Consider the following 17,252-nt stretch of genomic DNA (forward strand, 5'->3'; position numbering starts at 1 on the left):
GCATGCGCAGCCCTTTGCTGGACACACCAGGCGCCGTCGCCGGCCAGGCGCCGGACGACACCGTCCCGGCCCACTACGGCAATCCCTATGCCGAGCAGCGCGCGCTCGCGAGCGGGCAGGCGCTGGTCGACCGGGGCAACCGGGAGGTCGTGCGGATCGCCGGCCCCGACCGGTTGAGCTGGCTCAACAGCTTGAGCTCGCAGAAGCTCGACCCGCTCGCGCCCGGCACCCCCACTCAGACTCTGCTGCTCGACCCGCAGGGCCGAGTGGAGCACCACCTGACGCTGGTGGACGACGGGGAGGCGGTGTGGGCCCACGTCGAGCCGGGCACGTCCGCCGAGCTCGTGGCCTTCCTGGAGAAGATGCGCTTCATGCTGCGCGTCGAGGTCGCCGACGTGACCGCGGACTACGCCGTGGTGTCGGTGGCCGCCCCCGGAGCCGATCCCGTACGGCTCACGCCCCCGGAGGGCTCCATCGCGGTCGGCGGCGACCTGCTGGTGCCGCGCGAGCGGCTGGCGGGCCTTCCCGGCGAGCTGGGGCTCACACCGGCCGGGCTCTGGGCCTACGAGGCGCTGCGCATCGAGGCCCACGTGCCCCGGCTCGGCTTCGAGACCGACCACAAGACGATCCCCCATGAGGTCGGCTGGATCGGCGAGGCGGTCCACCTGAGCAAGGGCTGCTACCGGGGCCAGGAGACCGTCGCCCGGGTCCACAACCTCGGCCACCCGCCGCGCCGCCTCGTCTTCCTGCACCTGGACGGCAGTGTCGACGTCCTGCCCCCGCACGGCGCCCCGGTGACGCTCGGGGTCGGCACCCCCTCCGAGGCCGAGCCGGAGGCGGCGGTGGAGGGCGCCGCGGAGCCCGGTCAGATCGGCTTCGTCGGGTCGTCGGCCCGCCATCACGAGCTGGGTCCGATCGCGCTGGCGGTGGTCAAGCGGACGGTGCCGGTGGACATCGACCTGCTCGCGGGGGGTGTCGCCGCGACCCAGGAGGTCGTCGTCCCGCCGGACGCCGGTCGCAACGTGACGATCGACCCCGCCCTGCGGCGCCGCATCCGCTGACGCCGCCCGACTGGCATCGCTCGCCGTCACCTGGCACCGCTCGCCGTCACCTGGCACCGCTCGCCGTCACCTGGCACCGGCGGCGTCACCTGGCACCGGCGGCGTCACCCGGCACCGGCGGCGTCACCGTGCAGCCGGCACACCGCGCCGCCGGCCGGTACCACTCGCCGTCATCCTGGTTCCGGCGGCGCCACCCGCGCCGCCGGGGTCTCAGACGTCCAGGACCAGGGTGATGGGGCCGTCGTTGGTGAGCGACACCTTCATGTCGGCGCCGAAGACGCCGGTCTCGACCCGTGCGCCCAGCGCTCTGAGCTCGGCGATCACGGCCTCCACCAGTGGCTCGGCCACCGGCCCCGGCGCCGCCGCCTGCCAGGTCGGCCGGCGGCCCCGGCGGGCGTCGCCGTACAGGGTGAACTGGCTGATCACGAGCAGCGGCGCGTCCACGTCGGAGCACGACTTCTCGCCGTGCAGGACGCGCAGCCCCCACAGTTTGGCGGCGAGGCGCGCCGCCTCCGCCGGGCCGTCGGCGTGGGTGACGCCGACGAGCACGAGCAGGCCCGGCTCGTCGATCGAGCCGACGACCTGACCTTCGACCACCACGGACGCGGAGCTGACCCGCTGAACGACCGCACGCATGGCCCCGGATTCTGCCACGTCGGAGCTGTTCATAGACTGCCCGGCATGTCCGAACTCATCATCGAAGTGGTCCGCTCCGGTTTCGTGGAGTCCGTCCACCGCGCACGGGTCCACGTGGTCGACGAGAGCGGGGCGCCGGTGATGGTGCACGGTGACACGATCGCCCTCACCTCTCCCCGCTCGTCGATGAAGCCCCTCCAGGCGCTCGGCATGGTCCGCGCCGGCCTGCCCCTCGACGACGAGCTGCTCGCGCTGGCCTGCGCCAGTCACAGCGGCGAACGGTTCCACGTCGACGGCGCCAGGAAGATCCTCGCGGGCGCCGGGCTGGACGAGACCCTCCTGCGCTGCCCCGAAGACCTGCCGATCGACATGGACGCGCGGAACCAGGTCATCCGGGAGCACGGCGCCCCCGCGCGCATCTACATGAACTGCTCGGGAAAGCACTCGGCGATGCTCGCGACCTGCGCCGTGAACGGCTGGCCGGTCGAGGACTACGTGCACCCCGCGCATCCGCTCCAGCGCGCGATCCGCGACACGGTCGAGGAGCTGACCGGCGAGCGGGTGGCGGCGACCGGCGTGGACGGCTGCGGCGCCCCGCTGTTCTTCGTCTCGATGGCCGGTGTCGTGCGCGCCTTCCGCCAGTTCACGCTCGCGTCCCCGGGCACTCCGGAGCGGCGCATCGCCGACGCGATGCGCGCGTATCCCGAGTGGACGAGCGGCACCCTGCGGCCGGAGACCGTGCTGATGCGGGCGATCCCCGGCCTGATGGTGAAGGCCGGCGCGGAGGCCTACGACGCCTTCGCCTTCGACGACGGGCGCGCCGGCGCCGTGAAGATCGAGGACGGCGGCGACAGGGCCCGCATGCCGGTCACGGTCGCCGCGCTCCGCGCGGCCGGCCTCGACGCCCCCGAGCTGGACGGCCTGGCGACCGCGCCGCTGTTCGGCGGCGGCGTCCCGGTCGGCGAGGTCCGCGTCCGCCCCGCCTGACCGGGGCCCCCGTCCGGGCCGGGCCAGGAGCCGCTAGAGCGACCGGAACTGGCGCGAGGTGGAGATCGCGCCCGACGCCGTCATCGTGAACGTCCGCATCGAATCGGCGAACTTCGACAGGTCCCACTCGGCCGGCCCCTGGTACCAGTACAGGTGGTCGGCCTGGCGGCCCGCGCCGTCGAACGCGCTCACGACACGCGCCCACCGGTCCACACTGTCGAAGATCACGGCGTACGGCAGGTAGCGGGAGAACAGCTCGACCCGCTGGCCCGGTGGCACGTCGTCGACCTCGGCCGCGGCGAGGTGCTCGCGGAACCCGAGGGTGTGCGCCAGCGCCTCGGCGCCCTTGGCCGTCTTGGCCGGCATGTACTGGCCGCCGAAGGCGAGCGCCGCGCCCGCGAGGACGACCGCGAGCCCCAGCAGGCCGTACGTCGTGAACCAGGCGAGCAGCACGGTCGCCACGACGCCGGCCCCCATCACCAGCACGCCGAGGGTGGTCCACCGGGACCTGACCGAGTCCGGGCGCCTGGCGAACCAGCCCTGCTCGACCACATCCTCGTAGAGCGCGTCCCGCACCCGGGTGAGGCCTGCCGCGAACGAGCCGTGGAGCTCGGAGAGCAGCACGGTGTCCCGGCGATCGAAGATCGCGTCGCACAGGGCCCGCTCGTAGGGGAGCAGCTCCGCGAAGGACTTGGGCAGCTTGACGAGCCGCCAGTCCGGGGCGTCGTACACCTGACGGGGCTGCTCGTCGATCCGCAGGTAGCCGCGCACCGCGAGGTCGACGATGGTCGCCGTCACGTCCACGACGTCGGCCTGCTCGTCGAAGAGCGTGCCGATCTGGCCCGGCCGCACGCCGTCCGGTGGCGTGAAGCGCCCGTCGCGGTGACCGCTCACCGCCCCGGACTCGCTTTCGACGATCCGGGCGTCCCGGCCGCGGGTCCAGTACAGCAGGCCCACCCCGCCGAGCAGCAGGAGCAGGAGCAACGCCAGCGAGCCGCCGGTGACGGCGTTCAGCGCGAACGCGTTGGACAGCTCGAAGCGGCGCTCCAGGATCGGCCCGCCTCCGGTGGCGTCCTTCGGGTAGCCGACGACCACGGTGAGCGCCTGGCCCGGGCCGAGGCCCTGCTGCTCGAAGGTGGCGGTGGTGCCGGCCTCGTCCACCGAGGCGGCGGTGCAGGCCGCGGCCGCGCTGAGCTCGCCGGCGAAGCACGACACGTTCCGCACCTGACCGGGGCCGGTGACCACGACGGTGGCGTCGCGCACCGGGCCGGCGACGGCGAACCAGCGCAGCTCCTGCCCTGCGCCGAGGGGGGTGACGGCGCCCGCCACGTCGTACTCGACGACGCCGCTCGATTTGATCGTCATCGTCGTGCCGTCGAACGAGGCGCCCTTGACGTTCGAGATCCGGTAGACGCGGTCGTTGCCGTCGTCGTAGCGGGTCCGGGTCAGCGGCGTCCGCTCCACGGCACCACCGGAGAGCGCGATGGTCTCCTTGACATGGAGCACGCCGTCCTTGCGGAGCTCCATGGCGACGTCGTCCTTGGTGATGATCCCCGAGGAGTCCGCGTACGCGGGGGAGGCGGCGAGGACGGCGAGCAGGATCGCCGGTCCCAGCCGGCGAGCGAGAGCGGCCATGAGCCAGCACCCTATCGGTCCCGACTTGTCCGGCTCACGCACTCGAATAGGCTTGCCGGTCATGGGTCACACCCGTCTTTACCGCAACGGGAAACTCGTAGCCGAGGGCTTTCCCGTCGCCGACGTGTCCGAGCACGTCAAGGATCCCTCGGCCGTCGTGTGGTTCGACATGTGCACGCCGACCGAGGAGGACCTGCTCGCCATCAGCGAGGAGCTGGGGCTGCACCGGCTGGCCGTCGAGGACGCGTTGCAGCGCAGGCAGCGCCCCAAGCTCGACGTCTACGACAGCCACATGTTCCTGAACGTCTACGCGGCACGGTTCGACGCCTCCTCCGGCCAGGTCGACGTCGCCGACGCCGCCGCGTTCATCACCTCCAACGCCCTGGTGACCGTGCGGAAGACGGAGGACTTCGCGATCGACGAGGTGATCCGGCGCTGGGACGAGTCGCCGAGCCTTGCCAAGCACGGTGTCATGTACCTGCTTCACGGCCTGCTGGACTACGTGGTCGACAGCCACTTCGACGCGGTCGAGGCGATGGACGAGCAGGTCGAGAAGCTTGAGGAGAAGGTGTTCGGCGACGAGGTGGTGGGGCGGGACGAGCAGCGGTTCGCCTTCGAGCTGCGCAAGAGCCTGGTCACGCTCCGCCGGGTCGTGATGCCGATGCGGGAGGCCGTCAACACGCTGTTACGCCGCAACGGCTCCGACAGCGAGATAACCCCGTACTTCCAGGACGTCTACGACCAGGTGCTGCGCGCCACCGAATGGACCGACTCCCTCCGGGACCTGGTCGGCAACATTCGTGAGACCCAGCTCAACATCCAGAGCAACCGGGCCAACATGGTCATGAAGCAGGTGACGAGCTGGGCCGCCATCGTCGCGGTCCCGACGTTGATCACCGGCTTCTACGGGCAGAACATCCCGTTCCCGGGGTACGGCCACCCGCTCGGGTTCTGGACGTCCATGGTGCTGATCGTGGGCGTGTCCGGGACGCTCTACTGGGCCTTCCGGGCCCGCGACTGGCTCTGACGCCGGACCGCTCAGCACCCGCTCGCCACTCCCTGCGACCGCCCCCCGGCGGCGGCGGCCGAGGGTCACCAGGGGCCGTACGGACCCTGGGCGCCGCCGCCGCGGTTCTCGTTGACGGCGGGCTTCACATCCGCCAGGTAGATGCCGGCGGCGATGATCGCGGCGATCGTGAAGATGCTGGGCAGCGAGGTGCCCATGCCTGCGTAGTTGACCGCGGCGGCGAAGGTGAACAGCGTGGCGAAGCCGAGGATCACCAGCCAGAGCACCTTGGTCTGCTTGCCCGCGGCGGGGAACGCGCGCCCGGGGGTGCGCGCCGCGTGGACCAGCGCCCATACCGACATGACGAAGGCCCCGATGGAAATCAGCCAGAAGATGAGGCTCAGCACGCTGTTCACGGGCCCGAACATGGACTCTCCCAGACGGTCATGGTCGCTGACGCCCCCAGACTAGTCCGCGTGACCGACAAGTGCCGCAAACGGTGAGGGCCCGCCTCCCGGGACGCGGGAGACGGGCCGGAGGGCGGGGGCCGTACGGAACGGCCGTGCCGCCGGAGTCAGGCCGGACGGGGTCAGCGCCCGGCTCAGTTCTGGGTGGTGGTGGTCGACCGCGGCCGCGTGGCCGTGCGCCTGCCGGTGGTCTGGGCGGCGATCGCCGGCTCGGCGGTCTCGGAGACCTCGGTCAGCTCCAGGGCGGCCTCGCCGCTGACGCGGCTGACGACCTTGCGGCCACGGCTCGCGAGCTCCTCGTACATCTGGTTGATGCGCGTGGTGGCGGCGTCCGCGTACACGCGGGCCTTCTCCGGCAGGTCCTTGGCGACGGCCTCGGCCTTGCCCTGGACGGTGACGGCGGCGGCGCGCGCCTTCTCGACCGCGAAGTCGCCGGCGCCGGTGATGGCGTAGAACGGCTTGGACTCCGTGATCCTCTTGACCTCGGTGGTGATGGGCATGAGCTATCCTTCCGTGGCTTGCGGTGTCTCGCCGTTTCGCGGGAGAGCCGGGCCGTCTTCGAGAGGCTCAGCCGATTGCGCCGGCTGGGCGTCCTCGGCCCGGTTCTCCTTGCGGAACGACTCGTAGATGTCGATGAGCACCTGGCGCTGCCGCCCGGTGAGTGTGACGTCGGCCCGGATCGCGGTCAGGACGTCGCTGTGCGGCTCGCGGTCCTCCATGAGGCCCGCCTGGACGTACAGCGCCTGGGCCGAGATGTGCAGCCCCTTGGCGATCTGGTTGAGGATCTCCGCGCTCGGCTTGCGCAGGCCCCGCTCCACTTGGCTGAGATAGGGGTTGGACACCCCGGCCTGCGCGGCGAGCTGGCGCAGAGAGATCTGCGCCTGCTGCCGCTGCTGGCGGATGTACTCGCCGAGCGAGCCGACCTTCGGCAGTTCCATGCCTTCAGTCTGCCTCACGCTGCTTGCAATTGCAAGCTAGCCCGTTAACTCAAGCTAGCACCAAGAATCAGTGTGGAATGAGCCACAGCAGAGGGGCCGAGGCCGCCAGCAGGACCGACCCGGTCAGGATCAGGAAGCGGTGGCCGGCCGGGATGGCCCCCTCCGGCCGTACGAGCCGGTCCACCCGGGCCATGACGTTCGCCGCGGCGGAGGCGCCGAGCGCCCCCTGCGGGGTGGGGAGCGCGGCCGCGCTGCCGAACCGCAGCAGGGCCGTCGCGAGCCGCCGCGGGCAGCACTGACGGCGGGCACGGTCGTCGGCCGCCATCTCCACCAGCAGCTCGACGGACGACTGGGCGTCGCGGACGAGCTTCGACCAGGGCAGCGCCCGGCGCAGCGCCGCGAACGGCAGCAGCACGAGGTCGTGCCGCTCCCGCACGTGCGCGCTCTCGTGGGCCAGCACCGCCTCGAGCTCGCCGGGGGACAGCAGGCTGATCGTCCCGTCGCTTATCACGACCTGGGACCTGAGCCCCGGCACGCAGTAGGCGGCGGCCGCGGGGAAGTCCACCACGCGGACGCCAGGGACGGCAGGCTCGTCGCGGGCGATCAGCGCGAGCAGCGCGCGGTGCCGGTGCCGGGCGCGCAGCGTCTGCGCCCCGGCCGCGAGCGGCAGCGCCATCAGCACCAGCAGCAGGCTCAGCCCGGTCACCAGCGCACCCAGCCTGATCACGTCGTACGGCTCACGCAGGCCGTGGTCGAGGGCGGCGGCGAACGTCGCCAGGCCGAAGATCACCCCTTGCCGGTACGGCTGCAGAGCGTAGGCGAGAAGTGCTCCCGTGAAGGCCAGTCCCCAGGTCAGCCCGAGGGCCTGCCACAGCAGGATGGCCGTGCGGGGGGCGCGCGAGGTCCAGCGCGCGAGGGTCAGCCGCCAGGCGGCGACGGCGCACGTCGCGGCGAGTGCCGCCAGGACGGCCGCCGCGATCACTCCTCCTCCAGCTCCGTGAGGGCTTTGCGGAGAATTTCGGCCTCAGGCCCGGAGACGGCCTGGGCGAAACGGGTCAGCGCCGCGTCGCGGTCGCCGGTCAGGTCGAGCGCCCCGAGCATCAGCTCGGCCACGTACGCGTCGCGGCTCGCGGCGGGCTCGTACCGCCAGGCCCGCCCGTCGCGCGTGCGGGTGAGGAATCCCTTGCGGGAGAGCCGGTCGAGGACGGTCATCACAGTCGTCGGCGCGAGGTCGCGATCCTCGATGAGGCGGCCGACCTCCCGGGCCGTCCGCGGGGCGTTCTCCGCCCAGAGAATGTCCATGATGGTGCGTTCGAGCTCGCCAAGTCCCTTCACGCCATCCAGCCTACCCGCAGTAGTACTACGTTCTGTAGAGAGGGAGACTCCATGAAGATCGAGCTTGTCGAGGGTGACATCACCGAGCAGCGGGTGGACGCCGTGGTCAACGCGGCCAACTCGTCCCTGCTGGGCGGCGGCGGCGTCGACGGCGCGATCCACCGCAAGGGCGGCCCGGAGATCCTGGCCGAGTGCCGGGCACTGCGCGCCTCGCGCTACGGCGGCGGGCTGCCCGCCGGGCAGGCGGTCGCGACCACGGCCGGGCGGCTGCCCGCCCGATGGGTGATCCACACGGTCGGGCCCGTGTTCTCGCGAAGCGAGGATCGTTCCCATCTGCTCGCCTCCTGTTATCGGGAGTCGCTGGCGGTGGCGGGCTCGCTGGGAGCCGCCACGGTGGCCTTCCCGGCGATCTCCACCGGGGTCTACCGGTGGCCGATGGCCGACGCCGCCCGCATCGCCCTGACGACGGTGCGGCAAGCGGGGACGGCGGTCGAGGAGGTCCGGTTCGTGCTGTTCAACTCCGCAGCCTATGCGGTGTTCGAAGACGCCCTGCGGGATATGGGATAAGCATTCGGCCAAGGATGACAGCCCGCCTCACAGCCATTTGATCATGTAGATCTCGTCCCGGTCGTCGCCCGGCGCGACCCTGATCGACCGGGGGACCCGGCCGACCTCGCGGTAGCCGGCGGACGCGTAGAAGGCGTCGACTCCCGTGCCGCCGCGGCAGGTGAGCTGCAGAGCCTCCAGGCCGAGCGACCGGGCGGCGTCGTCGGCGGCCAGCAGCAGCGCCCTCCCGTAGCCCTTCCCCTGGTGCTTGGGGTGGACCATGACGCGCAGGACCCACCTCCAGTGGGCCCGCAGGCCCGACTGGCTGTCGGCGAGGATGAGCCAGGCGGCGACCCCGCCGTCCTCGTCGAGCCCGACGAGCAGGACGTCCAGGGCGGACGGGTCGCCGCCCCCCGGAAGGCCGCTCCGGGTGCCGGCGAACGCCTTCTCCGCCGTCGGCCTGATGTCCTCGGGCGTCACGGGCGGCACGAACCCCACGGCGCCGCCCGCGTTGCTCACGTCGGTCCAGCAGTCGAGAAGGTCCTCGAAGAGCTCGGGCGTCATCGCGGGGTCGAGGACGAAACGCATGATCCCGACGTTACCAATCCGGTGACGATCAAGGAGCGACGGCGTCCCAGGGCAGGGTCAGCTCGCCGAGACGCCACCGGGACGGGCCGCCGGTGGGCGGGGAGGTCGTGACCGGCCAGTCCGCGGCCAGCAGTTCCGCCGCCCTGATCCAGCGCTGGCGGGAGCCGTACGCGGCGAAGGGGGCGCAGGTCGCCCACGCGCGGTCCCAGTCGGACAGGAAGGCGTGGACCCGCTCGCCGGGGACGTTGCGGTGGATGAGCGTCTTGGGCAGCCGCTCGGCCAGGTCGGAGGGCCGGACGAAGCCGGTGAACCGGGCCGCGAAGGTCAGCGTCCGGGGGCCGCCGGCGCCGAGCGTCACCCACGCCGCCCGGTGGCCGATCTCCGAGCAGGTGCCCTCGACGATCACCCCGGAGGGGTGGATGCCCGCGCGGAGCGTGTCCCAGTGCCGCCAGGCGTCGGCCTCGCCGTACTGGCGCAGCACGTTGAACGCCCGCACGACCAGCGGCGGCCGGGAGACCGGGAGCTCGAAGCCGCCCCGCACGAAGGAGAGGCCCTCCCGCTCGTACGGCAGGGCGGCGGCGACCCGCGCCGGGTCGATCTCCACTCCCACCATCTCGACGGCCGGGCAGACGCGGCGCAGCCGGGCGAACAGCTCGTGCGTGGTGACGGGGGAGGCACCGTAGCCGAGGTCAGCCACCAGGGGTGCGCCTGCGGAGCGCAGCAGGGGGCCGTGTACGGCGGCGATCCACCGGTCGGAGCGGCGCAGCCGGTTGTGCCCCGTCGTCCCCCGGGTGATCTCCCCGATGGGCCGGCGGCCCGGCGCCGTCGTGCGCCGGGCCTCACTGCTCTCATGCGTACGGCTCACGCTCGGCGCGCCTCACCGCTCTCTTGCGCTCAACCCTCTGAGCTCAACCGGCGGGCGTCACCCGGTGGACCTTGTGCTGGGCCGCCTGGGCACGCGGCCGGATCACCAGGCGGTCGATGTTGACGTGCGACGGCCGGGTGACGGCGAAGGTGATCACGTCGGCGACGTCGTCGGCGGTCAGCGGGCCGGGCACGCCCTCGTAGACCTTGGCGGCCTGCTCGGCGTCCCCGCGGAAGCGGGTCAGCGCGAACTCCTCGGTCCGCACCATCCCCGGGGCGACCTCGATGATCCGCACGGGTTCGCCGCACAGCTCCAGCCGCAGGGTCTCGGTCATCGAGGTCTGGGCGTGCTTGGCGGCGCAGTAGCCGCCGCCGCCCTCGTAGGAGACGAGCCCGGCGACCGACGTGAGCATCACCAGCACGCCGTCGCCCGACTCGATCAGCCGGGGCAGCAGGGCCCGGGTCATCCGGAGCGCGCCGAGCACGTTCACGTCGTACATGACCTGCCAGTCTTCGACCCTGCCTGCCGCGACGGGCTCCAGGCCCACGGCGCCGCCGGCGTTGTTGACCAGCACGTCGCAACGGTCGAGCTCGGAGGCAAGCGCGTCCACGGACTCCTGAGAGGTGACGTCGAGCGTGACGGGGCGGATCGAGGGCACCTCCGCGGCGAGTTTGTCCAGCCGATCGCGCCGCCGGGCCGCCGCCACGACGTCGTACCCCTCGGCCGCGAGCCGGCGGGCCGTCGCCTCGCCGATGCCGCTGCTCGCTCCGGTCACCACCGCGATCTTGGTCATCGTGCTCCTTCCTCCCTGGGGGGCATGGGCGGCCACATCTTCTCAAGGATGCGGCGGCGGAGTGCTCACCAGGGTGCGGGAATCTTGTGAAGATTGTTCTGGTTATAAGGCCTTCGGAGGTGGTTCGGGTGGCGCTCAGCCGGCGTCGGATCAGCCGAGTCGCGACGATCAGCGTGCACACGTCCCCGCTCGACCAGCCGGGGACCGGTGACGCGGGAGGGATGAACGTCTACATCCTGGAGGTCGCCAAGCGGCTCGCGGCCCTCGGCATCGAGGTGGAGATCTTCACGCGGCGGACCGCCCGGGACCTGCCGCCGGTGGCGGAGCTGTCGCCAGGCGTTCTCGTCCGGCATGTCACCGCCGGGCCGTACGAGGAGCTGGCCCGCGCCGACCTGCCGGGGCAGCTGTGCGGCTTCCTGTCGGGCGTCCTGCGGACCGAGGCGATGTACGACCCCGGCCGCTACGACGTCATCCATTCGCACTACTGGCTGTCCGGCCAGGTCGGATGGCTGGCCAAGGAGCGCTGGGGCGTCCCGCTCGTGCACACGATGCACACCATGGCGAAGGTGAAGAACCTGCTGCTCGCCGACGGCGACAAGCCCGAGCCGGCCGTCCGGGTGCTCGGCGAGGAGCAGGTCGTGGAGATCGCCGACCGCCTCGTCGCCAACACCTCCGCCGAGGCCGACGAGCTGATCCAGCTCTACAAGGCGCCTCCGGAGCGCGTGGCCGTGGTCAATCCCGGCGTGAATCTGGCCGTGTTCCAGCCCGCCTCCAAGGGCGCGGCACGGCACCGCCTCGGGCTGCCGCAGGACGCGCACGTGCTGCTGTTCGTCGGCCGCATCCAGCCGCTCAAGGCCCCCGACGTGCTCCTCAAGGCGGCCGCCCGCATGCTGGTGGACAACCCGGAGCTGCGGCCCCGGCTCGTCGTCGCGTGCGTGGGCGGGCCGAGCGGCAACGGGCTCGCCCGTCCCTCGCTCCTCACCGACCTCGCCGCCGAGCTCGGCATCTCCGACGTCGTACGGCTCGCGCCTCCGGCGCCGCAGGACGAACTGGCCGACTGGTACCGGGCGGCGGACGTCACCGTCGTCCCCTCGTACAACGAGTCGTTCGGGCTGGTCGCCCTGGAGTCGCAGGCGTGCGGCACACCGGTCGTCGCCGCGTCCGTGGGCGGGCTGCGCACGGCCGTCAAGGACGGCGTCTCCGGCGTGCTGGTCGACGGCCACGACCCGCACGACTGGGCGCGGGCCCTCGGCGGGCTCGTCGACCGCCCGAGGTGGCTCGGCACGCTGGCGTCCAACGCGCTGCTGCACGCCACCGGCTTCGGCTGGTCGGCGACGGCCGCCCGGCTGGTGGAGGTCTACGCGGGAGCCATGTCCCAGCTGCACCGGACCCCCATCGCGGTCAACTCGTAGGGTGGACTCATGAGAGCCGACCTGGAAGGCGTGATCCAGTCAGCGCTGGAGTCCGCCGAGCTGTCCTACGAGCGGCCCAAGCCGGGGGCGTTCCTGGTGAAGCTGCCCGGGCAGCACAAGCTCGCCACGCTCACGTGGCTCGTCATCGGCGACCAGGCGCTGAACGTCGAGGCGTTCTTCTGCCGCCAGCCCGACGAGAACCACGCCGAGTTCTACAAGTGGCTGCTGCTCAAGAACGGCTCGATGTACGGCGTTCACTTCGCCGTCGACCCCGTCGGCGACGTCCACCTCGTCGGGCGGCTGCCGCTCGACGCGGTCACCGAGGACGAGATCGACCGGGTGCTGGGCTGCGTGCTCACCTACTCGGACGAGTCGTTCGACCGGGCCCTGGAGCTCGGGTTCGCCTCCTCCATCCGGCGCGAGTGGGAGTGGCGGGTCAAGCGGGGCGAGTCGCTGGCCAACCTGCGGCCCTTCGCCCGAGTCGTCGATTCGTAGACATCCGCTGGTAAAGGTGGGCGCAAGGGTTCGCCGTTAGGATTGCCCGCATGGCGACTTTGGTGCTGCTGAGGCACGGCGAGAGCGAGTGGAATGTCAAGGGCCTGTTCACCGGATGGGTGGACGTGACCCTTTCGCCGACCGGCGAACAGGAGGCCAGGCGGGGCGGGGAGCTGCTCCACGAGGCGGGTATCCGGCCCGACGTGGTGCACACCTCGGTGCTGACCCGGGCGATCAAGACGGCCAACCTCGCGCTTGAGGCGGCCGACCTGCTCTGGCTGCCGGTGCGGCGCTCCTGGCGGCTCAACGAGCGTCACTACGGCGCGCTGCAGGGCAAGGACAAGGCGCAGACGCGCGCGGAGTTCGGCGACGAGCAGTTCATGCTGTGGCGCCGGTCGTACGACGTGCCGCCGCCGCCCATCGCGGACGACGACGAGTTCTCCCAGGCCGGCGACGACCGCTACGGCCTGCTCCCGGCCGAGCTTCTCCCGCGGACGGAGTGCCTGAAGGACGTCGTCGACCGGATGCTGCCGTACTGGTACGACGAGATCGTGCCGGACCTGGCCGCCGGACGCACGGTGCTGGTGGTGGCGCACGGCAACTCCCTGCGCGCCCTGGTGAAGCACCTGGAGGGCATCAGCGACGCGGACATCGCCGGGCTGAACATCCCCACCGGCATCCCGCTGCGCTACGAGCTCGACGCGGACTTCCGCCCGGCCGGCCCGGCCGCCTACCTCGACCCCGAGGCCGCCGCTGCCGCCATCGAGGCCGTCGCCAACCAGGGCAAGAAGTAACCCCGCTTTTTGGCGTGACCACCCCGGGCAAGCCCCGGGGTGTACGGCGAGCACGGTCACGCGAGGGCCTCAAGGGCGCTCCGAGCCCGCGCGAGCGGAGCGAGCGCCATTAAAAGCAGAAAGCCCCGGCCCCCCGAGGACCGGGGCTTTCTCGGCCCCTGACGGCTGTGTCAGACGACGGGGACGTCCTCTTCGCGGGTGCCGGTCACCAGGTAGACGACGTCGCGGGCGACGCGCACGGCGTGGTCGGCGTAGCGCTCGTAGTAGCGGCCGGTCAGCGTGATGTCGATGGCGGCCTCGATGCCGTGGCTCCAGTCCTTGGACAGCAGGACCCGGAACAGCCGCCGGTGCAGCCGGTCCATCTCGTCGTCGTCGTCTTCGAGCTCCTTGGCCAGCTCGACGTCGCGTGACGCGATGCAGCTGCCGGTCTTGGTGATCAGGTTCTCGGCGATGGAGCCCATTTGCACGATGGTGTCGCGCAGCTCGGCGGGGATCGCCGACTCCGGGTGCCGCATCCGTGCGATCTTGGCGATGTGCTCGGCGAGGTCGCCCATGCGCTCCAGATCGGCGGCCATCCGCAATGCCGTCACAACGGTTCGCAGGTCGACGGCGACGGGCTGCTGCCTGGCCATCAGCTCGTAGATCGAGGCCTCGACCTCGTTGTAGATCCGGTCGACTTCGGCGTCCTGGGAGATCACGCTCTCCGCGAGTTGCAAGTCGGCGTCGAGGAGGGCGGTGGTGCCTCTCGACATGGCCGACCGCACCAGGCGGGTCATTTCCACCAGACGGTCGGTGAGGGCTTCCAACTCACTGTGATAGGCGTCGCGCATGGCGGCCACGCTACGCGCGTATTCATGAACGAACTCCGACCGCCGAATGAACTTTTCCGGAAAGACCCGGTCCGGCCTGGTCCCGCAGGTGGGATGACACGAAACCCCGCCTAGCATTCGAAGTGTGAACGAGTTGCTGGCGAGCCTGGCGGCGATGGGCGGATTCGTCCTTGGCACCTTCGTCATGCTCACCATACGTCGGCAGGGGGACAGGAAGCCGATGCCGGAGCCTGTGGATGACAGCCTGCCGGCGGGAGTGGCCTCGGTCCTCGCGGTCCTCCCGTCCTCGGCGGTAGTGCTCGACCGCGAGGACAGGGTGCTGCGCGCGAGCTCGGCGGCCCGCGCCTTCGGTCTGGTGCGCGGGGATTCGCTGGTGCCGGCCGAGCTGCTCGCCATCGCTCGCAAGGTGCGCAGGGACGGCGAGATCCGTGAAAGCGAGATCGAGATGGCCGGCCGCAAGTTCGGCCAGGAGTCGACGACGTTCGCGGTGCGGGTGGCGCCTCTCGGCTCCCACGGTCAGGTGCTCGTCCTGGCGGAGGACCAGACGGAGCACCGCCGGGTGGAGGCCGTGCGCAGGGATTTCGTCGCGAACGTCAGCCACGAGCTGAAGACGCCGGTGGGCGCGCTCAGCCTGCTCGCCGAGACGATCCAGGACGCGGCCGACGACCCGGAGGCGGTGACGCGTTTCGCGGGCCGCATGCAGCATGAAGCCGCCCGCCTGACGTACCTCGTCCAGGACCTGATCACCTTGTCCCGGATCCAGGGCGCCGAGCCGGTCCCCGCGCCCGCTCCCGTGCCGATCGACGAGGCCGTCCACGAGGCGATCGACCGGTGTAACACCAAGGCGTCGGCAAAGGACATCACGCTCGTCGCCGGCGGCACCGAGGGCCTGAAGATCTGGGGCGACGACGAGCTGCTGGTCACCGCGCTGCGCAACCTCATCGACAACGCGGTCGCCTACAGCCCCGAGCACACCCGTGTGGTCGTGAGCGCGCGCCCGGCCGGCAGCGCGGTCGAGGTCAGCGTCAGCGACCAGGGCATCGGCATCCCGGAGAACGCCCAGGAGCGCATCTTCGAGCGGTTCTTCCGGGTGGACGCCGCCCGGTCGCGGGCCACCGGCGGGACCGGGCTGGGGCTCGCGATAGTCAAGCACGTGGCCGCCGTCCACGGCGGCGACGTCACGGTGTGGAGCAAGGAAGGCTCGGGCTCGACCTTCACCCTTCGCCTGCCCGCGTTCGGCGGTCAGGCGGTCGTAGTGCCACGTACAACCACTCCTATGGAGGCCGCTAAGTGACTCGGGTACTCGTCGTGGAGGATGAGGAGTCGTTCTCCGACGCCCTGTCGTACATGCTCCGGAAGGAGGGGTTCGAGGTCGCCGTGGCGGCCACCGGGCCTGAGGCTCTGGACACCTTCGACCGCAACGGCGCCGACCTGGTGCTGCTGGACCTGATGCTTCCCGGCCTGTCGGGGACCGAGGTGTGCCGCTCGCTGCGTCAGCGGTCCAAGGTGCCCGTGATCATGCTGACCGCCAAGGACAGTGAGATCGACAAGGTGGTGGGCCTGGAGCTCGGGGCAGACGACTACGTGACCAAGCCGTTCTCCTCCCGGGAGCTGGTGGCCCGCATCCGCGCCGTCCTGCGGCGGCAGGGCGACGTCGAGGAGCTGGAGTCGGCGATCCTCGCCGCCGGCCCGGTGCGCATGGACGTGGACCGCCACATCGTGGCCGTGCGCGGACTGCAGGTGCAGCTCCCGCTGAAGGAGTTCGAGCTGCTGGAGGTGCTGCTGCGCAACGCCGGCCGCGTGCTGACCCGTGGCCAGCTCATCGACCGCGTCTGGGGGGCCGACTACGTCGGCGACACCAAGACCCTCGACGTCCACGTGAAGCGGCTGCGGGCGAAGGTGGAGGCCGACCCGTCCAACCCCCGCTGCATCCTCACCGTCCGCGGTCTGGGCTACAAGTTCGACCCCGCCGAGGAGTGACGCCCCGCACGTGAGAGAACCCCCGCCCGTACGCGCCGGTCGTACGAGCGGGGGTTCTCCGCGTGGAACTCATGAGGCGCCGTGCCCACGAGCGCGTCTCAGGACGTCTGAGGGCTCGGCGACATGGACGGCCCGGCGCTGGACGCGGGGGCGACCGGGGAGCTGGGGGAGGCGCCGGTCAGCGGGGTGCTGGGGGTCGGCGCCGGCTGCGTCGCGGCGGGCAGCGTGGCGAACTCCCGGCTGCGGGCGATCACCGGCACCGCGATCGTGATGTCGCCGGCGTTCTTGAACTGGAGCGTGAGCTGCAGGGTCTCGCCTCCCAGCAGCGCCTGCTTGACTCCGTCGACGGTGACGCCGGGAGTCTTGGCGTACGTGCCGGGAGTGAGCTGGATCGGGCCGGGCACCTTGACCGAAGCGGCCTGCTGCTGGTTGGTCGTGATGCCCGTGAGGGCGTCGGCCGTGTCCGCCTTGTTCAGGATCGTCAGATAGAGCGGCGCCGAGCCTCCGGCGGCGATCTGGCTGCCGGAGTCGGGCCCGAGGATGAACGCCTGCGGGATCATCACACCGTTCTTGCCGTAGCTGATCGCGGAGCCGCTGTTCTGGACGAGCACGCCGGCCTCGTTCGGCGAGTACGGCTTGTTGGTATTGGCGTCGAAACCGGCGCCACACGCGGCCATGGCAGGGATGGCGGCGAGAAACGCGGCAACGGCGATCGCCCTGCGACGGCTGCTGCTGGTCACGGTTCGAAGTCTCCTTGGTACGCACGTGTATGGGGCAGCATTCACCTTATCGGCGCGGCCGTCCGGTCCGGTGGCCGCTCCCCGGCGCGGCGGGGAGTCGCTGCGGTGCAGGTCACCCCCTATGCCGGTAGTGGCGATCCACAG

21 protein-coding genes are annotated in these 17,252 nt (G+C 71.5%); 9 read left to right on the forward strand and 12 right to left on the reverse strand.

Translation table 11 applies throughout. From position 1 onward, the window contains the following. The first annotated feature begins 2 nt into the window (after positions 1-2). Entirely contained in the window at positions 3-1,061 is a 1,059-nt protein-coding gene (locus AB0B72_RS09735) for a folate-binding protein YgfZ (protein ID WP_367738188.1), read from the forward strand. 210 nt (positions 1,062-1,271) lie between these two features. Here AB0B72_RS09735 and dtd read toward each other — a convergent pair whose 3' ends face one another. After that, positions 1,272-1,697: a D-aminoacyl-tRNA deacylase gene (gene dtd / locus AB0B72_RS09740; RefSeq protein ID WP_367738189.1), complete on the reverse strand. Its 426-nt coding sequence runs from the start codon at positions 1,695-1,697 to the stop codon at positions 1,272-1,274. Positions 1,698-1,742: 45 nt separating this feature from the next. On the opposite strand from dtd, the gene AB0B72_RS09745 reads away from it, so the two are divergent. After that, a complete protein-coding gene (locus AB0B72_RS09745) occupies positions 1,743-2,684 on the forward strand; it encodes an asparaginase (protein ID WP_367738190.1) in 942 nt (313 codons plus the stop codon). A 33-nt stretch (positions 2,685-2,717) separates the two neighbouring features. Here AB0B72_RS09745 and AB0B72_RS09750 read toward each other — a convergent pair whose 3' ends face one another. Then, entirely contained in the window at positions 2,718-4,319 is a 1,602-nt protein-coding gene (locus tag AB0B72_RS09750; protein ID WP_367738191.1) for a DUF2207 domain-containing protein, read from the reverse strand. A gap of 61 nt (positions 4,320-4,380) precedes the next feature. Here AB0B72_RS09750 and AB0B72_RS09755 point away from each other — a divergent pair, with 61 nt between their 5' ends. Next, a complete protein-coding gene (locus AB0B72_RS09755; protein WP_367738192.1) occupies positions 4,381-5,346 on the forward strand; it encodes a magnesium transporter CorA family protein in 966 nt (321 codons plus the stop codon). Between the two features lie 65 nt (positions 5,347-5,411). On the opposite strand, the gene AB0B72_RS09760 is transcribed toward AB0B72_RS09755, so the two are convergent. The 5 genes from AB0B72_RS09760 to AB0B72_RS09780 form a co-directional block, all read right to left on the reverse strand. Further along, positions 5,412-5,753: a DUF2516 family protein gene (locus AB0B72_RS09760; protein ID WP_367738193.1), complete on the reverse strand. Its 342-nt coding sequence runs from the start codon at positions 5,751-5,753 to the stop codon at positions 5,412-5,414. A 173-nt stretch (positions 5,754-5,926) separates the two neighbouring features. Next, positions 5,927-6,292, reverse strand: coding sequence for a hypothetical protein (locus tag AB0B72_RS09765; protein ID WP_367738194.1), 366 nt, complete (start codon positions 6,290-6,292; stop codon positions 5,927-5,929). 3 nt (positions 6,293-6,295) lie between these two features. Beyond that, positions 6,296-6,730, reverse strand: coding sequence for a helix-turn-helix domain-containing protein (locus AB0B72_RS09770; RefSeq protein WP_367738195.1), 435 nt, complete (start codon positions 6,728-6,730; stop codon positions 6,296-6,298). Between the two features lie 67 nt (positions 6,731-6,797). Beyond that, complete coding sequence (locus AB0B72_RS09775; protein WP_367738196.1) at positions 6,798-7,712, reverse strand: M56 family metallopeptidase; 915 nt, start codon at positions 7,710-7,712, stop codon at positions 6,798-6,800. After that, entirely contained in the window at positions 7,709-8,065 is a 357-nt protein-coding gene (locus tag AB0B72_RS09780; RefSeq protein WP_367738197.1) for a BlaI/MecI/CopY family transcriptional regulator, read from the reverse strand. The genes AB0B72_RS09775 and AB0B72_RS09780 overlap by 4 nt, the downstream gene beginning before the upstream one ends. Positions 8,066-8,116: 51 nt before the next feature. Between AB0B72_RS09780 and AB0B72_RS09785 the strand changes: the two genes are divergently transcribed. After that, positions 8,117-8,632 carry an O-acetyl-ADP-ribose deacetylase gene (locus AB0B72_RS09785; protein ID WP_367738198.1) on the forward strand — a complete coding sequence of 172 codons (516 nt, stop codon included), beginning with the start codon at positions 8,117-8,119 and terminating at the stop codon, positions 8,630-8,632. A gap of 27 nt (positions 8,633-8,659) precedes the next feature. Here the strand turns inward: AB0B72_RS09785 and AB0B72_RS09790 are convergent, their stop codons facing one another. The 3 genes from AB0B72_RS09790 to AB0B72_RS09800 are packed head-to-tail and all read right to left on the reverse strand — an operon-like array spanning position 8,660 to position 10,857. Further along, positions 8,660-9,199: an N-acetyltransferase family protein gene (locus AB0B72_RS09790; protein WP_367738199.1), complete on the reverse strand. Its 540-nt coding sequence runs from the start codon at positions 9,197-9,199 to the stop codon at positions 8,660-8,662. A gap of 28 nt (positions 9,200-9,227) precedes the next feature. Next, complete coding sequence (locus AB0B72_RS09795; protein ID WP_367738200.1) at positions 9,228-10,064, reverse strand: class I SAM-dependent methyltransferase; 837 nt, start codon at positions 10,062-10,064, stop codon at positions 9,228-9,230. 43 nt (positions 10,065-10,107) lie between these two features. Next, the gene (locus tag AB0B72_RS09800) at positions 10,108-10,857 is read right to left on the reverse strand and encodes an SDR family NAD(P)-dependent oxidoreductase (RefSeq protein ID WP_367738201.1); all 750 of its coding nucleotides are present in this window, start codon (positions 10,855-10,857) and stop codon (positions 10,108-10,110) included. Between the two features lie 128 nt (positions 10,858-10,985). Between AB0B72_RS09800 and mshA the strand changes: the two genes are divergently transcribed. From mshA to AB0B72_RS09815, 3 genes are read left to right on the forward strand one after another with little or no spacing between them, the layout of a single operon-like run. Further along, positions 10,986-12,269 (forward strand): D-inositol-3-phosphate glycosyltransferase, encoded by a 1,284-nt coding sequence (mshA, locus tag AB0B72_RS09805; protein ID WP_367738202.1) that lies wholly within the window; start codon positions 10,986-10,988, stop codon positions 12,267-12,269. Between the two features lie 9 nt (positions 12,270-12,278). Beyond that, entirely contained in the window at positions 12,279-12,764 is a 486-nt protein-coding gene (locus AB0B72_RS09810) for a YbjN domain-containing protein (protein ID WP_367738203.1), read from the forward strand. Positions 12,765-12,814: 50 nt separating this feature from the next. Then, complete coding sequence (locus AB0B72_RS09815; RefSeq protein ID WP_367738204.1) at positions 12,815-13,558, forward strand: phosphoglyceromutase; 744 nt, start codon at positions 12,815-12,817, stop codon at positions 13,556-13,558. Positions 13,559-13,728: 170 nt separating this feature from the next. On the opposite strand, the gene phoU is transcribed toward AB0B72_RS09815, so the two are convergent. Further along, positions 13,729-14,388 carry a phosphate signaling complex protein PhoU gene (gene phoU, locus AB0B72_RS09820; protein WP_367738205.1) on the reverse strand — a complete coding sequence of 220 codons (660 nt, stop codon included), beginning with the start codon at positions 14,386-14,388 and terminating at the stop codon, positions 13,729-13,731. Positions 14,389-14,572: 184 nt separating this feature from the next. Here phoU and AB0B72_RS09825 point away from each other — a divergent pair, with 184 nt between their 5' ends. Together AB0B72_RS09825 and AB0B72_RS09830 are read left to right on the forward strand one after the other, a co-directional pair. Then, entirely contained in the window at positions 14,573-15,682 is a 1,110-nt protein-coding gene (locus tag AB0B72_RS09825; protein WP_367738370.1) for a sensor histidine kinase, read from the forward strand. Beyond that, positions 15,679-16,368, forward strand: coding sequence for a response regulator (locus AB0B72_RS09830; RefSeq protein ID WP_367738206.1), 690 nt, complete (start codon positions 15,679-15,681; stop codon positions 16,366-16,368). Before AB0B72_RS09825 ends, AB0B72_RS09830 begins: the two co-directional genes overlap by 4 nt. A 98-nt stretch (positions 16,369-16,466) precedes the next feature. Here AB0B72_RS09830 and AB0B72_RS09835 read toward each other — a convergent pair whose 3' ends face one another. Further along, the gene (locus tag AB0B72_RS09835) at positions 16,467-17,108 is read right to left on the reverse strand and encodes a copper chaperone PCu(A)C (RefSeq protein WP_367738207.1); all 642 of its coding nucleotides are present in this window, start codon (positions 17,106-17,108) and stop codon (positions 16,467-16,469) included. Positions 17,109-17,252: the final 144 nt, after the last annotated feature.

The sequence above is a fragment of the Microbispora sp. NPDC049125 genome (assembly GCF_040802045.1).
In the GTDB taxonomy this organism is placed as follows: Bacteria; Actinomycetota; Actinomycetes; order Streptosporangiales; family Streptosporangiaceae; genus Microbispora.

Excerpts from the sequence above, each read along its gene's own strand:
- AB0B72_RS09735 (WP_367738188.1), top strand. The coding sequence starts at position 3 with ATGCGCAGCCCTTTGCTGGACACACCAGGCGCCGTCGCCGGCCAGGCG.
- dtd (WP_367738189.1), bottom strand. The coding sequence starts at position 1,697 with ATGCGTGCGGTCGTTCAGCGGGTCAGCTCCGCGTCCGTGGTGGTCGAA.
- AB0B72_RS09745 (WP_367738190.1), top strand. The coding sequence starts at position 1,743 with ATGTCCGAACTCATCATCGAAGTGGTCCGCTCCGGTTTCGTGGAGTCC.
- AB0B72_RS09750 (WP_367738191.1), bottom strand. The coding sequence starts at position 4,319 with ATGGCCGCTCTCGCTCGCCGGCTGGGACCGGCGATCCTGCTCGCCGTC.
- AB0B72_RS09755 (WP_367738192.1), top strand. The coding sequence starts at position 4,381 with ATGGGTCACACCCGTCTTTACCGCAACGGGAAACTCGTAGCCGAGGGC.
- AB0B72_RS09760 (WP_367738193.1), bottom strand. The coding sequence starts at position 5,753 with ATGTTCGGGCCCGTGAACAGCGTGCTGAGCCTCATCTTCTGGCTGATT.
- AB0B72_RS09765 (WP_367738194.1), bottom strand. The coding sequence starts at position 6,292 with ATGCCCATCACCACCGAGGTCAAGAGGATCACGGAGTCCAAGCCGTTC.
- AB0B72_RS09770 (WP_367738195.1), bottom strand. The coding sequence starts at position 6,730 with ATGGAACTGCCGAAGGTCGGCTCGCTCGGCGAGTACATCCGCCAGCAG.
- AB0B72_RS09785 (WP_367738198.1), top strand. The coding sequence starts at position 8,117 with ATGAAGATCGAGCTTGTCGAGGGTGACATCACCGAGCAGCGGGTGGAC.
- AB0B72_RS09790 (WP_367738199.1), bottom strand. The coding sequence starts at position 9,199 with ATGCGTTTCGTCCTCGACCCCGCGATGACGCCCGAGCTCTTCGAGGAC.
- AB0B72_RS09800 (WP_367738201.1), bottom strand. The coding sequence starts at position 10,857 with ATGACCAAGATCGCGGTGGTGACCGGAGCGAGCAGCGGCATCGGCGAG.
- AB0B72_RS09810 (WP_367738203.1), top strand. The coding sequence starts at position 12,279 with ATGAGAGCCGACCTGGAAGGCGTGATCCAGTCAGCGCTGGAGTCCGCC.
- AB0B72_RS09815 (WP_367738204.1), top strand. The coding sequence starts at position 12,815 with ATGGCGACTTTGGTGCTGCTGAGGCACGGCGAGAGCGAGTGGAATGTC.
- phoU (WP_367738205.1), bottom strand. The coding sequence starts at position 14,388 with ATGCGCGACGCCTATCACAGTGAGTTGGAAGCCCTCACCGACCGTCTG.
- AB0B72_RS09825 (WP_367738370.1), top strand. The coding sequence starts at position 14,573 with ATGCTCACCATACGTCGGCAGGGGGACAGGAAGCCGATGCCGGAGCCT.